The following is a 13978-nucleotide window of genomic DNA, read 5'->3' on the forward strand; positions in this document are numbered from 1 at the left end:
TCATCGAGGCCTGCGAAGATAACGGACATGAACAGCCTCGACGAATTGAACTCGGCGTCGGTCCTGCGTTTCGGGCCGTACGCGTTCCATTTGCGCCAGCGGCTGATCCTCGAAGGGGATCGGCAATTGCGCATGGGCGGGCGTGCGCTGGACATTCTGCAAGTGCTGGTCGAGCGCGCCGGCCAAGTGGTCAGCAAAGAGCAATTGATCGCGCTGGTGTGGCCGACCTCGGTGGTCGAGGAGATCAACCTGCGGGTGCACATCGCCGCGCTGCGCCGGGCCCTTGGCGACGGCGAAAAAGGCCAGCGCTACATCGTCAATGTGCCGCAACGCGGGTACAGCTTCGTGGCACCGGTGCAGGGCGACAGCGCCGCCCACGTGGTGTTCAAAAACCTGCAAGCGCCCCAACACAATTTGCCCGCACGACTGTCGCCGGTCACCGGGCGCGATTCACTGGTCGGCGGTCTGGTGCGGCAACTGCCGCTGTCCCGGCTCATGACGGTGACGGGGCCTGCCGGTGTCGGCAAAAGCACCGTGGCACTGCGCGCAGCGGAGCTGTTGCTGCAACATTTTCGCGACGGGGTGTGGCAGGTGGATCTGTCGCTGGTCGGCGATGACATCCCGCTCCTCGATCACCTGCTGAAAACCCTCGGCACTGATTTCCCCACATTGGCGGCGCGCCACGCCTTGCTGGTGCTGGACAATTGCGAACACTTGCATGCAGCCTGCCGGAACCTGTTGCAAACATTGCTCGACGCTGCGCCCCGTCTGTCGATTCTTGCCACCAGCCGAGAACCGTTGAACCTGGGTCTGGAAGTCCTCCAGCCACTGTCGCCCCTGACCCTTCCCAAAGCCTTGGCGCTCAACAGTGTCGATGAAGTCATGGGTTATTCGTCGGTGCAGCTGTTTGTCAGTCGCGCTCGCGCGCGTCAACACGGCTTCAGTCTGCGTGGACAGGATCTGGAAACGCTGCGCGATATCTGTCGGCGGCTCGATGGTCTGCCATTGGCGATCGAACTGGCAGCCGCGCAGATCGATGCCTTGGCGCTGGTCGGCCTTCAGACGCAACTGGATCAAGGCCTGCAAGTCCTGAGTCACGGTCGCCGCACCGCCGTGCCACGCCATCAGTCGATGAACGCCGCGCTGGACTGGAGCTATCAGCGCTTGAGCGAGCAGGAACAACGCGTGCTGCAACGCTTGTCGGTGTTCAAGATGGCATTCACTCTCGACGCCGCCATCGGCGTGATCAGTTGCGCGCGACTGCCACCCTCGACGCTGGTGGCAGTGGTTGAGCAATTGGCGGTCAAATCGTTACTGACATCGGACCGATCCAGCGGAACGCTGCGCTATCGAATGCTCAACACCACGCGCCGCTATGCCCGCGAACAGCTGGAGCAGGGCGGCGAACTGAGTGATGTCGAGCGTCGGCACGCGCGCTACCTGGGCCGCACCCGACCGGCCTCAAGCGGCCGACTGAGCGCGCAGTTCGTCGAGCAGTAGACGTACCTTGCGCAAGTCCGGGGTGGCATAACCTTCGGTAAAGCGCTGATAGATCGGTGTCAGCAATTGGAGCGCCTCGCGATAGCGCGACTGGTGCTGCCACAACCGAGCCAGCGACGTTGCGCTGCGCAATTCCCAGGCCAGCGCGCCTTGTGTCCGCGCAATCTCAAGCGATTGCTGCAAGGCGCTTTCGACCGTGTGATGGCAGGGCGATTCAGCCGCCAGCAATCGCTCGGCCCGGGCCCGTAAAATCTCCGCAGTACTCCAGCCCGCCGCACCACTTTGTGCTCGTTCGAGCAACGCGTCATCAACGAAACCCGGATCCAGCGTGACCATGATTTCCCTGACCAGACCGCTGTCGGCCGGCGGGATGGCAGGGGCCTTGTCGGCGTCGATCACCTGCGCGTAGTGCCGCGCCCAGGTGTAGAACAGCAGCACCGAATGCTTCTGCGCCTGTTCGAGCAGCAGTTGCAGCAACGCGCGTGCGTTCTGAACGTCGCCGTTGTAATGGGCGATCAGACACGAGGCGAGTGCCAGGGTGTAGCAGATCGAGGTGCCGTGGTTGATCTGCACCGCGATGTCCAGTGCCTGCCGCGCCGTGCGCCAGGCCTGCTCGGGAAAACCTTGCAGCCACAGCACTCGGGCGAGGACGGTCAGCGAGGCGACGCTCTGGTCGTATTGCACGCCGAAACCGTGAGTGAAACGGTTGAGGTGGCCACTGTGGGCCATGCGTTGAATGACCTGTTCGGCATGGATTCGCGCCTGATGCTGATCGCCGGCGTAATGCAGCGCGAGCACCCGCAAGCGGTGGGTACTCAGGGACAGCTGCGCCTCGCCGTGCACGCCGAGGCTTTCGAATTGCTCGCTCTGCTCCAGCGCCATCTGGTAATGCCCGCAACTGAGATTGACGGCCATGTGCCCCGACACGGCGCGCAACTGACCGGCCATGTCGTCGTGCTGTTGTGCCAGCAGCCGGGCGCTGACGAAGGCCTCGATGGTTTCCGGCGTGCCGCCCCAGGTGTGGTAACAGGCGCTGCCCAGGGCCAGTTTCAAGGCGATTTCCAGTCGCGGGCAGGGCTCGTCGGATGAAGCCAGCAGCGCCAGTGCCCGGCGCACATGAACGCCGTACTCCTTGAGCAAGGACAGTTCCTGCCACAACGGCGCCGAGGTCGCCGTCAGTCGAACGCCGAGCGCGCGCGAGCCTTCGTCATTCAGCGTCCACTCAAGGGCCGCCCGCAAGTCTTCAAGGCCACGGGCGTAACGCTCGATCCAGACTTCAGTCGCCGTGTTCTCCCAATCGGCCTGGGCCTGATGCATCAGCGCCAGACTGCGTTCGGCATGGCGCTCGCGGGTTTCGCCGAGTTCGGCGGCCTGGTCGAGTTTTTCCAGCGCATAGCGGCGAGTCGTATCGAGCAGGCGATAGAACACCTCTTCATCGCCGACTTCGACGTTGAGCAGCGACTTGGCGACCAGTTGCGTGATCGAGGCAAACACTTCGTTCGACTCGATGTGCTGACCGACGATAACCGCCGCCGCAGACTCCAGCGTGAACGCGCCACGGAATACACCCAGTCGGCGCAGGCCGGTCTGTTCGCAGGCATTGAGCAGATTGAAGCTCCAGTCCAGCGTAGCGCGCAGGGTTTCATGCCGGCCAAGATGAGTCTGATTGCCCACCGGCAAACGCCCCTGGAGCTGACTCAGCAAACCCTCCAGCCCAAGACCCGCGACCTGCGCAGCGGCCAGTTCCAGTGCCAGCGGGATGCCGTCCAGCCGCCGACAGATGTCGATGATCAAGGGCAGGTCGGCGTTGCCCGGCTCAAAGTGTTCGTGGGCCGCCATCGCCCGTTCGACGAACAGTTGCAGCGCAGAAAACCCCATCGCCTGATCGCGGTCGAGCACTGCAATCGGTGGCGGACAATCGAGGGATTCCAGACGTTGCACATACTCGCCTTCGGCACGCAGGCTTTCGCGGCTGGTGGCCAGAATGTGCACTTGCGGCGCACCGCGCAGAATGCTTTCACTGAGCAGCGCGACGGCGTCGATCAAGTGCTCGCAGTTATCGATCACCAGTAGCATCTGCCGCTCGCGCAGGCTGTTGATCAGGCAGGCCATCGGCTCGCTGTCATGCAGCGAAAGATCCAGCAGGGCGGCGAGGTGCGAGCAGATCGAGCGGGGATCGTTGAGCGGTGCCAGATCCAGCAGGCGAATGCCGTCGCGATAGCGGCCGATCAACTGTTCGGCGACACGCAGAGCCACGGTGGTCTTGCCGATGCCGCCGGGCCCGACCAGAGTGATGCAGCGCTGGCGCGGCAGTTGCGTCATCAGGCTGTCGACCACCGACTGGCGCCCGATCATCCGCGTGCGCCGCAATGGCAGGTTATGTCGACCGAGGTGGGCGGCGGGGCGTTGTTCGATGGATTGCAGCACGACCGGCGCGACGAAACTGTAACCACGCTGCGCCACGGTGACGATGTAGCGCTGCCCGGCCTGACCATCGCCGAGGGCCTTGCGCAGCGCGGCCATGTGCACCCGCAGGTTGATGTCCTCCACCACGCTGCCCGGCCAGACCCCGGCAATCAGCTGCTGCTTGCTCACCACCTCGCCGGCGTTGGCCAGCAGGATCAGCAGAATGTCCATCGCACGGCGGCCCAGGCGCAAAGGCTGGTCGCCTTCAAGCACCAGCCGCTGGCCGGGGTGGATCCGATAGGGGCCGAAACCGATGGCCTGATTCGGGGAAAAACTCAACCGCTCACTCCTTCGACGTTTTTTATGATCCTGGTCCGCCTCGGTGAAGAGTCCGTGACGGGCAGGGCGGATGGCGACTTGAGGGGCACGCAAGCCGTCTGATCCGCAGTATCCGGGCATATTCCTCAGGATTTGGCGCCAGCGCAATGTGCACGTTGGGCGCGCGTCCGGGAATCGCTCGGCCTCCAGTGCCGTCACCACTGTATTTAAAGGGTGGAAACCGTGCCCGCTGACCCGACAGCCGGGGAAAATTAACAACGATTAACTCGTCCGTGCGGGCTTCAGAGCCAAAACTGCGGGGCAAAGGAATGCATACGTCCGGAGGACGCTGCGATGAGCAAGGTAGTGGTGGTCTATCACAGTGGCTACGGGCACACCCGCGTCATTGCGCAGGCAGTGGCCCAAGGTGTGGAACGCCATTTGGGCAGCACCTGCCTGTTGCTGGCCGTGGAAGACGTGGAAGCCCACTGGGATGACCTGCACCGCGCCGACGCCATCATTTTCGGCGCGCCGACCTACATGGGCAGCGCGTCGGCTGCATTCAAGCAATTCATGGAGGCCACGGCCTCGTTCTACCTCGCCCGGCCATGGCGCGACAAGCTCGCGGCGGGCTTTACCAATTCCGGCAGCCTTTGCGGCGACAAGCTCAATACTTTGCTGCAAATGGCGGTGTTTGCGGCTCAGCATTCGATGATCTGGGTCGGGCTCGATCTGCTGCCGGCGCGTGCGTGCGAAGGTGTGTTCGACGGCCAACTGAATCGCCTCGGCAGCTCCCTCGGCGCCATGTCCCAATCCTGTGTCGAACAACCGCCCGAGCAGGTCCCCCCGCTGGAAGATCAACAAACCGCCGCGCACCTGGGCGAGCGGGTGGCGCGACTGGCGCAGCGGATGGCTCGCGGATGAAACCGCCTCAGCGGTTTTTCATGACCTGACAACGCCACGCAAACGGATTGATCCCTTCGCTGCGGGTGAAGATATGGCAGAAGTGCGCCTGATCGCAGAAGCCGCATTCCAGGCTGATCTGCGTGAGGCTGTGGTTGGTCTGCTGGATCAACAGCTTGGCACGGGCAATGCGCTGGGTACGGATCCAGTCTTGCGGCGAGTACCCGGTGCTGCACTTGAACGCCCGGGAAAAATGACTGCGTGACAGTGAGCAGGCGCTGGCCAGCTCGGTGACTTCAAGGCTGTCGCCGAGGCGTTCGAGGATCAGTTGTTTCACCAGCCGCTCGCGCTGCGGGCTGAGGCCGCCGGTGCTGGTCTTGCGGGGTTCGCTGGCAGGGGCGCGGGCGACGGTTTGCTGTAAGTGAGCCATGGCCTAGGTCCGTGTCGGGGGGGAACGCACGGTCAGCGCTTTCCCTCAGGTCAAAAAAACAACGCTGCGCAGAGGGATTCATTGTTTGGTGAAGGGCGAGTGCTGACGAGTTAAACGTTGTTAATTCCGCTGTCGGCTGCAACTCAGCACACCGTTGCAAGTCGCCATGACGGGAACCGGGCAGGATGGCGAAGATTGGGGGCGGGCCATAAGGGGCCGCAGAATCGGGCTCGGGCGAGAGGATGCATATGAAAGGTTTGTTCAACGGCGTAATCGGCATGGCGGTGGTCGGTGTGATGTCCAGCGCCATGGCGCAGGCACCGCAGGTCGGCACGCAGGCGCCGGGTTATTTCCGGCTGGCGCTGGGCGATTACGAGGTGACGGCGCTGTTCGACGGCTACAACGATTTGTCGCCGAAGCTGTTGCAGGGCATGAGTCAGAGCCAGATTCGCGCGCTGCTGGCCCGTCGCTCGATTGAAACGCCGGGCGTGCAGACTGCGTTCAATGCGTTCCTGGTCAATACCGGCAAACAACTGATTCTGGTGGATACCGGCGCGGGTCAGTGCATCGGCGCCACTGCCGGCCAGCTCTCGGCGAACATGCAGGCAGCGGGTTACAAGCCTGAGCAGGTCGACGCGATTCTGCTGACGCACCTGCACCTGGATCACGTCTGTGGGCTGGTCGACGGCCAGCAACAACCGATTTTCGCCAATGCCACGGTCTACGCCGCCAAGGCCGAAGCCGATTACTGGCTCGATCCGCAGGCCGAGGCCAAGGCGCCGGCCGGTGCCCGGGAGTTCTTCAAGATCGCCCAGGACTCCACTGCGCCTTACGTGGCGGCCGGGCGCTTCAAGACGTTCGCAGAGGGCCAGTCGCCTTTGCCGGGTGTGGTCGAAGCGACACTGGAAGCCGGGCACACGCCGGGCAGTACCACCTACCGTTTCACCTCACAGAACCAGAGCATCGTGTTCATGGGCGACCTGGTGCACAACCTGGCGGTGCAGTTCGATCATCCTGACGTGTCGATCCGCTTCGACGTCAACGGTCAGCAAGCGATCAAGAGTCGTAACGCCGTGTTCAGTGCAGCGGCGGCCAGCAAGACCTGGGTCACGGCTGCGCACTTGCCGTTCCCGGGCATCGGTCACATCACGGCAGTCGACAAGCACTTCCAGTGGGTACCGGTTGAATACGGTCCCTACAAACGCGCGGCCAAAGTGCCGCTGATCGAGTAAAGTGCGCAGCTCCCACGTCAGGCTCAAACAAGGAAAACGTGCCCCATGAACCGAAACGATCTGCGTCGCGTCGACATGAACCTGCTGGTGATTTTCGAAGCGCTGATGTTCGAAAAGAACCTGACCCGCGTCGCCGAAAAACTGTTCATGGGCCAACCTGCGGTGAGCGCGGCGCTGGGCCGCTTGCGCGATCTGTTCGATGATCCGCTGTTGCTGCGCAATGGCCGGGGCATGGAGCCGACGGCGCGGGCGCTGGCGATTCTCCAGGAACTGCAACCGGCGATGGACGTGATTTCCGGTGCGGTCAGCCGGGCCAAGGAATTCGATCCGGCGACCAGTTGTGACGTGTTTCGCATCGGCTTGTCGGACGATGCCGAATTCGGTCTGTTCCCGCCGCTGCTGCGCCAGTTGCAGGAAGAAGCGCCGGGGATTGTCGTGGTGGTTCGTCGCGCCAATTACCTGCTGATGCCGGGATTGCTGGCATCGGGAGAAATTTCTGTCGGCGTGAGCTACACCACCGATCTGCCGGCCAACGCCAAGCGCAAGAAACTGCGCGACATTCCCTGCAAGGTCTTGCGCGGTGACAACCGCCCGGGCCCGTTGACTCTCGACGAATACTGCGAGCGGCCTCATGCGATGGTGTCGTTCTCCGGAGACCTGAGCGGCAACATCGACATGGACCTGGCCAAGGTCGGTCGCAGCCGCCGGGTGGTGCTCGGTGTGCCGCAGTTCAGCGGCTTGCGCGCGCTGCTGGCCGGCACCGAGATGATCGCCACCGTGCCGGATTACGCGGCGTGTGCATTGGTCGAAGGGTGTGCGTTGCGGGCTGAAGATCCGCCGTTTCCGATTGATGCGGCGCAACTGTCGATGGCGTGGAGCGGGGTGCATGACAACGATCCGGCGGAGAAATGGCTGCGTTCGCGGATCAGTCAGTTCATGTCGGTGACGCTGGATATTCCGGCGGTTTAGCGCGGTGTTGAAAGGCGTTTAAGGTTACTTCCGGTAAGCCACAACGCCTTGCGCCTTTGCCTACGTGTACGCCAGAATCCGCCGGCTTGTGCGCCTCTGGGGCGGGTTCTATTGTTTGCCGGTCGCTGAAAAACAGCGATCGGGTTTAGCAGCCCGGATCTACTCTAGACGCACAATGCCGTTCGTTCGTGATCAGGCTCACGCCTGTCCGTTCACGTTATGGCGGCTTTGCGTGGGGCACTTCGGTGCGCCGGGTTCTAGAGTCCTGGTCTGCTAACCCGCGTACGGCCGCCACCTCTTTCGTTTAGCAGCGAAGCGTGGCGCCTCCACTACTCTAGAGGCTTTATCCATGATCAAACCAACACCAAACCCGCCGGAAGTCGATTCGACTTCCCCCTACGAAACCCTCGATTCCAAGAAATTCCACGAAGCCGCCGAACGCGCCCTCGATCACTACCTCAATCCGCTGCTCCCCCGCAAACCGCTGCTCAAACCCAACACCCGCTACCTCATCGCTCCCGGCATCGACAGCGAAGAACTGCTGGCCGACGCCTGCGAAACCCTGACCTCGGCCAAGGTCATGGCCAATGACTTCGCCGGGCTGGTGGACGGCTCGCATCGGCATGTGCTGCTGGGGATTGCGCAGTTGATCATGCTGGGGGAACTGGCCGTGAACCGGGCGCTGGATAATCTGGAAGTGAAGGCTGAGGCGCCCGCTGTAGCCTGATCGCCTGATCGCCTGCTCACCTGATCATTCCCACGCTCTGCGTGGGAATGCAGCCTGCGCCAACTTGCGGAGGTAGGGGCGGTCTGCCAACACCTATCGATTCCCTGTTTACCGCTCGTCTAAATCCCTCCTGTACCTGTCAGATCTGACAGTAGCCAAATTACCCGTTTGATCGCTCAATCACTCCACCGTCCATATCTTTCGGCAGGAGTTCCCGTCATGCTCGTCCAACCCAAAAAAGACACCGGCACCCTCGCCTTGCTCGACCCAGACATCCCCAGCGCCAAGCAGCTGCCGAGCGGAGAATGGGCCATCAACCGCGCCGCCGCACTGCTCAACTCTCCCACTCTGGGTCTCAAGGTGCAGATCCCGGTCTGGTCGAACAAAGATCTGGCCGACAAGGTCGAGCTGCTGCTCAACAACTTCCCGGTCGACCATCAAACCGTTACCCAGGATGCCGAAAAGACCCAGCGCACCACCCTGTTCGTCGCACCGGGTCGTTTTCAGAGCGGCACGTGGGATCTGGCCTATCGGGTGACGCGCTTCAACCAGGCGCCAGAACTTTTTACGCCACCGCTCAAACTCTTGGTCAAACTGGAAATCCCCGCCGGCCAGGACACCGATCCCGGGCAGGGTCACTCCAACCTGCACATGGAGTTCAGGCCGTCGGAAATTGTCCAGGACGGTGTCGACAAGGACACCGCCGAAAAAGGCGTGGACGTTCTGGTCGTGGCCAAACCCGGCAGCAGCTCGAACCTGCCTTACCCCGAAATCGCCGTGGGTGACGTGAGCTGGGTAAGCTGGGGCGGCAAAAGGGTGCCGTCGGATCCGGTCACCCAGGAGCAGATCGACGACCCGCTGAACAACCCTATCGAGGTCCACATCAGCGAGGACGTCATCCTTGAAGCCAGCGACTCAGGGAGCGAAGGGCTGGCGGTGTCGTTCTTCGTCAGAGACTTTGCAGACAACGACTCCGAGGACTGGTGCAAGGAAACGCGCATCGTCGTCGACACCGGCAACTCGCGGCTGGATGCGCCGATTCTTGAGCAGGCCGACGGGAACGAACTCGACGTCGATCAGTTGGATAAAGAGCCATTGTTGCTCCAGGTCTATGCAGCATCGTCCGTTGACTACAACCAGGGCGACACCATCATCATGCACATGCAGGGCACCACCCTCGACGGCGAAAGCATCCAGGTCGATGCCCGCCAGACCATCAACAAAACACCACCGCTGGTGGTCGAGGTGCTGATGGACAACGACGGTGCCCGGGCATTGGCAAAAACCCAGAGTGTGTTTTTCTTCGACCTGGAACGGGACGGCAGCATTATTCAGCGCTCCAGAGGCCGCTTCATCAATATCATCGGCGAGCCCAAACGCCTGGCAGCGCCCAAAGTCGAAAGTGAGGTGGGAGGAGCGCTGAATCCAGACTTGCCGAACGTGATCGTCCGCATCCCCTACGATCCGCTGATCACCCCGGACAACGCCATTGAAATTCACTGGAGCATTGCCCTTGCGGATGGCACCGTTTTCGAGCCCGAGCTGGACTGGATCTCTCCGACCCAACAGGAGGCCGATGACCCCGAGGGCTTCATCGTCCCCATTTCAGGCCCCAAGTACCTGAAACCCGGCGAAGGCGGCACCCTGGTGGTGTCGTACGACGTGCTCAGCGAAGGCGAGAACGACGAGATCGTTCGCAGGCCTTCCCCGCCAGCCTCGCAATTGAACATCGGCGAGCCGAGGCTTGAGCTGGTTCCGGCCATCCTGCTCGGTGAAAAGGACGGTACGTTTGAACCCGAGGATTTGCCCAACGGCATCAGCAAAGTCACCTGCCCCAACCCCGTGAACAATCCGACCCTGCCCAAGGATGTGGTGCACTGGCAATTGTATGATGCCCAGGACAAGTTGCTGTTCAAGGACGACAAGCCCCTCAACTCACTGAGTGCCGGCAAAGACGTGACATTCCTGCTCGATGCGGCGTTTGTACAGCAGCATTTTGAAGCCCATCGAGGTGAACAGTTGAGGGTCCGCTATCACATCGATCGGAATGCGACGGGCAAGCCCAGTTATTCGAATCCGTTGGAGTTCAGTGTTGGCGTGAAACTCGACCTGAAGCCCCCGAAGATCAAGGAGGCCCCCGATGACACTCGCCTGGACCCGATCGACGCCAAGGACGAGTTGACCGCCGTCGTGGACTACGTCGTCATGGCGCTCGATGATGAAATCATTGTCACCTGGAGCGGAGCTGCGGAGACGCCGCCAGGCGGTTCACACACCGCGCCGAAAAAAACCGTCACCGTGCTCGGTCCGCAGGAGATTCCACTGGCCAACAGCGTGGTGGCCTTCAACCTGAACAAGTCGGTGAACGTGAGCTATACGGTCAAGCGCGGCAGCCAGGACCCGCAACCGTCGGACATCAGGTCTCTGATGGTGCTGGCGCTGACGCTGAATCTGTCGCACACACCGAAAATCCTCCAGGCGGCCAACAACGGCGAAGGGCCGGAGCTGGATCTGAACGCCATCAGCACCAACGCGCGCCTGCACAGCCTGAAATGGCCACTGATTGCCCTAGGGCAGTATGTGTGGCTACGGTTCAAAGGCACCAACGCCAATGGCCCTTATGATCGGGTCGTCTGGACAGCGCCCCACTCCAGGGTTATCGATCCGGCATGGATCAGCAGCCATTACGAAGAGGATGTCCTTGCGCCGGTTCTGGCCGAGCTCAAGAACCTCAAGCATGGTACTCCGCTAACGATTGAGTTCAAGGTTGCGTTCGGCGGCAGCCAGGACGAAAACGAAGCAGTGACCTTCCCGGTGCGCACCTACACCATCAAAGCCATCGAGGACAGCAAACCCGCGATCACCTTGGTCAAGGGCTCACCCAGCGGGGACGAGATTCCGCCGGACGGACTCACCGTGGAAACGGCCGTGACCCTGACGGGCACGGCCAGCAAGGGTCAGAAAGTGCAGATTCTGGATGATGACGACGATAAAGGCGAAGCAACCGCAGACCCGGTCACCGGGGTCTGGAGCAAAACGGTCTCCGGGCTGGACATAACACCGCACAGCTTCACGGCCAAGGCGTTGTATGGTTCGGGGCAGGTCTCGGATCCGCGGACCTTCACCGTGACCGCTGCCACTGCGCCAACCATCACCTCGGCTAAAGGCTCACCCAGCGGGGACGAGATTCCGCCGGACGGATTCACCGTGGAAACGGCGGTCACCCTGTCGGGCGTCGCCGCCAAGGGCCAGAAGGTCGATGTGCTGCTGGGCAGCGTGTCCCAAGGTCAGCCCGTGGCCGATCCGGGCACCGGCATCTGGACCCTGCTGGTGACCGGCCTGTTGCCCGGGCCACACCGTTTTACCGCCAAGGCCCGGTACGGGAACAACCCGGTGTCCGACGAACGGGCCTTATACGTATATGGTTTGGTCGCAAGCATCCCTGTCGGCCCTCTTATGCGAGACTTCGCACTCAGTCCAGACGGCAGCTATGTGTACGCCTGTCATAGCAGTGAGGGTGCGATCTCGATCATCGATGCACTCAATCTGCGTGTCATCAAGAAAATTCAGGAGCCCAGAGCAAGTCCGTGGTCTATTGCTGTCAGCCGTGATGGCGCGCGCGTTGTGACCGTCAATCGAAACCCTACGTCTCTTTCGATAATCGATCCTAGGATTCAAGAGATCACCCGCTACATAACGCTTCAAGGGTTTGAGGGCAATGATATTGACCTCTCCTTGGACGGAAATCGCGCTTATGTAGCGCTTTCCGCGGTTACTTACGAAGGTGGCGTCGCGATCGTGGATCTAGTCAATCAGACAACCAACTACGTCAGACTCACGAGCGGACGGGCTGAAAGACTCGCACTGACTCCCGATGGGGCCCGTGCCTTTATCAATAACGCCGATGGCGGCGGTCATACTGTCTTCAACACCCAAAGCAACACAGTTATCAAAATACTGACACTTGAGCAGGGGGGCGGCAGAGGGAAGGTCGCCGTGACCCCCAACGGCGCTTATGCACTTGTGTGTACATTCGGCGGTGACGTGGCGCTCATTGACACTGTGAGTCTGACCGTGAGGGGAAGCATTCGTGTCGGAAAATTCGGGCTTGACTCGGGACACATCGCTGTTCGTTCGGACAGCACTCGTGCGTTCGTGACGCACGACCAAGCGGTCTCGATCATCGATATATCAGCTCTGAGAGTGCTGCACACTATCTACTTCGACGGCATGACCTCCGCCATTGCGCTCAGCAACGACGGGAATCGTCTTTACGTCGGCAACGACACCAAAAGAACGATCATGGTAGTGGACGTGGGATCGTACTAGTAAAGCAAAAATGGGCCTTTACCGCGCCGATGCATCGACTTCGCGACATGTAGCTATGAGTCCGAAGGCGAAGCCTTGCGTCCGATCATTACTCAAGTGTGCGCTTCGTGCCGATCACCGACCTGACTCATCCGATCCGCCTGTTCGTCGGCCCCGAACTGATCACCCAGCCCGGCGGCGGCCCGCTGGTGGTCCGCTACGAGATCCGCGACACGGTCAACAACTGGTCGCTGTATTCGCTCTCGGCGCAGACCGACCTGGAGGACGCGGACAACGCCTTCCTCGCCCCGCAGGTGCTCGATGCCCTGGGCGACGAAGACCTGGCCGAGAAAAGGGGACGCATTTATTTAACACCCCCCAACCCTGAAAACTCGCGCTTCCATTCAACCGGGAGCGCGGGTTTTGTCATTTCGATTCAAGCCAACGTGCTTGTTGAAGTGTGTTTAAGGTTATGTCCGCAAAGCCACGCAACCTTGCGCCTTTGCCTACGCATCCGCCAGAATCCGCCGGCTTGTGCGCCTTGGGGGCGGGTTCTATTGTTTGCCGGTCGCTGACGAATCAGCGATCGGGTTTCGCAGCCCGGATTAATCAAGGCGCCCATCGCGTCATTTCCGTTCAGCAGTGGTTGCTGGTCGCGTAATGGCGGTTGTGCGCGGGATACCTTCGGGTATGCCGGGTTCCTTGATTCCCGGTCTGCGAACCCGCGTACAGCTGCCACCTCCCTTCGTTTCGCAGCGAACCGTGGCAGCTCCATCAATCAGGGAGTTTTACCATGATCAAACCAACACCCAATCCACCCGAAACCGACCCCACCCGCCCTACGAAACCCTCGATTCCAAGAAATTCCACGAAGCCGCCGAGCGCGCCCTCGATCACTACCTCAATCCGCTGCTCCCCCGAAAACCGCTGCTCAAACCCAACACCCGCTACCTCATCGCCCCCGGTATCGACAGCGAAGAACTGCTGGCCGATGCCTGCGAAACCCTGACCTCGGCCAAGGTCATGGCCAATGACTTCGCCGGGCTGGTGGACGGCCCGCAGCGGCATGTGCTGTTGGGGATTGCGCAGTTGATCATGCTGGGTGAACTGGCGGTGAATCGGGTGCTGGATAATCTGGAGTTGAAGACTGAGGCGCCGCTGTAATCTGCTCAGTTCCACTGATCG

The 13978-nt window shown here is 61.3% G+C and carries 9 protein-coding genes and 1 pseudogene; 8 read left to right on the top strand and 2 right to left on the bottom strand.

Going from position 1 to position 13978, the window contains the following annotated elements; translation table 11 throughout:
- Positions 1-27 precede the first annotated feature (27 nt).
- Positions 28-1500: an ATP-binding protein gene (locus tag PDR5_RS10445; protein ID WP_064595105.1), complete on the top strand. Its 1473-nt coding sequence runs from the start codon at positions 28-30 to the stop codon at positions 1498-1500.
- Here PDR5_RS10445 and PDR5_RS10450 read toward each other — a convergent pair.
- Positions 1462-4245 carry an ATP-binding protein gene (locus PDR5_RS10450; RefSeq protein ID WP_064595107.1) on the bottom strand — a complete coding sequence of 928 codons (2784 nt, stop codon included), beginning with the start codon at positions 4243-4245 and terminating at the stop codon, positions 1462-1464. The genes PDR5_RS10445 and PDR5_RS10450 overlap by 39 nt on opposite strands.
- Before the next feature lie 333 nt (positions 4246-4578).
- Between PDR5_RS10450 and PDR5_RS10455 the strand changes: the two genes are divergently transcribed.
- Positions 4579-5148 carry a flavodoxin family protein gene (locus PDR5_RS10455; protein ID WP_064595109.1) on the top strand — a complete coding sequence of 190 codons (570 nt, stop codon included), beginning with the start codon at positions 4579-4581 and terminating at the stop codon, positions 5146-5148.
- A 7-nt stretch (positions 5149-5155) separates the two neighbouring features.
- Here PDR5_RS10455 and PDR5_RS10460 read toward each other — a convergent pair whose 3' ends face one another.
- Positions 5156-5557: a helix-turn-helix domain-containing protein gene (locus tag PDR5_RS10460; RefSeq protein ID WP_064595111.1), complete on the bottom strand. Its 402-nt coding sequence runs from the start codon at positions 5555-5557 to the stop codon at positions 5156-5158.
- 248 nt (positions 5558-5805) lie between these two features.
- Here PDR5_RS10460 and PDR5_RS10465 point away from each other — a divergent pair, with 248 nt between their 5' ends.
- The 6 genes and pseudogenes from PDR5_RS10465 to PDR5_RS10490 all read left to right on the top strand — a co-directional run bounded on the left by PDR5_RS10465 (position 5806) and on the right by PDR5_RS10490 (position 13957).
- Entirely contained in the window at positions 5806-6789 is a 984-nt protein-coding gene (locus tag PDR5_RS10465) for an MBL fold metallo-hydrolase (protein ID WP_064595113.1), read from the top strand.
- 45 nt (positions 6790-6834) lie between these two features.
- Positions 6835-7758 carry a LysR family transcriptional regulator gene (locus PDR5_RS10470; protein WP_011333412.1) on the top strand — a complete coding sequence of 308 codons (924 nt, stop codon included), beginning with the start codon at positions 6835-6837 and terminating at the stop codon, positions 7756-7758.
- Between the two features lie 349 nt (positions 7759-8107).
- Positions 8108-8485, top strand: a complete 378-nt coding sequence (locus PDR5_RS10475; RefSeq protein WP_064595115.1) for a DUF6124 family protein — start codon at positions 8108-8110, stop codon at positions 8483-8485.
- A 219-nt stretch (positions 8486-8704) separates the two neighbouring features.
- Positions 8705-12814: a YncE family protein gene (locus PDR5_RS29955; RefSeq protein ID WP_064595117.1), complete on the top strand. Its 4110-nt coding sequence runs from the start codon at positions 8705-8707 to the stop codon at positions 12812-12814.
- Between the two features lie 107 nt (positions 12815-12921).
- Positions 12922-13368, top strand: a complete 447-nt coding sequence (locus PDR5_RS10485) for a hypothetical protein (RefSeq protein WP_156669319.1) — start codon at positions 12922-12924, stop codon at positions 13366-13368.
- 218 nt (positions 13369-13586) lie between these two features.
- Positions 13587-13957, top strand: a pseudogene (locus PDR5_RS10490) (DUF6124 family protein).
- Positions 13958-13978 lie beyond the last annotated feature (21 nt).

The sequence above is a fragment of the Pseudomonas sp. DR 5-09 genome (assembly GCF_001655595.1).
GTDB lineage: Bacteria > Pseudomonadota > Gammaproteobacteria > Pseudomonadales > Pseudomonadaceae > Aquipseudomonas > Aquipseudomonas pharyngis.

Bases quoted from the DNA above. Each gene is read 5' to 3' on its own strand.
- PDR5_RS10445 (WP_064595105.1), top strand. From the start codon at position 28: ATGAACAGCCTCGACGAATTGAACTCGGCGTCGGTCCTGCGTTTCGGG.
- PDR5_RS10455 (WP_064595109.1), top strand. From the start codon at position 4,579: ATGAGCAAGGTAGTGGTGGTCTATCACAGTGGCTACGGGCACACCCGC.
- PDR5_RS10460 (WP_064595111.1), bottom strand. From the start codon at position 5,557: ATGGCTCACTTACAGCAAACCGTCGCCCGCGCCCCTGCCAGCGAACCC.
- PDR5_RS10465 (WP_064595113.1), top strand. From the start codon at position 5,806: ATGAAAGGTTTGTTCAACGGCGTAATCGGCATGGCGGTGGTCGGTGTG.
- PDR5_RS10470 (WP_011333412.1), top strand. From the start codon at position 6,835: ATGAACCGAAACGATCTGCGTCGCGTCGACATGAACCTGCTGGTGATT.
- PDR5_RS10475 (WP_064595115.1), top strand. From the start codon at position 8,108: ATGATCAAACCAACACCAAACCCGCCGGAAGTCGATTCGACTTCCCCC.
- PDR5_RS29955 (WP_064595117.1), top strand. From the start codon at position 8,705: ATGCTCGTCCAACCCAAAAAAGACACCGGCACCCTCGCCTTGCTCGAC.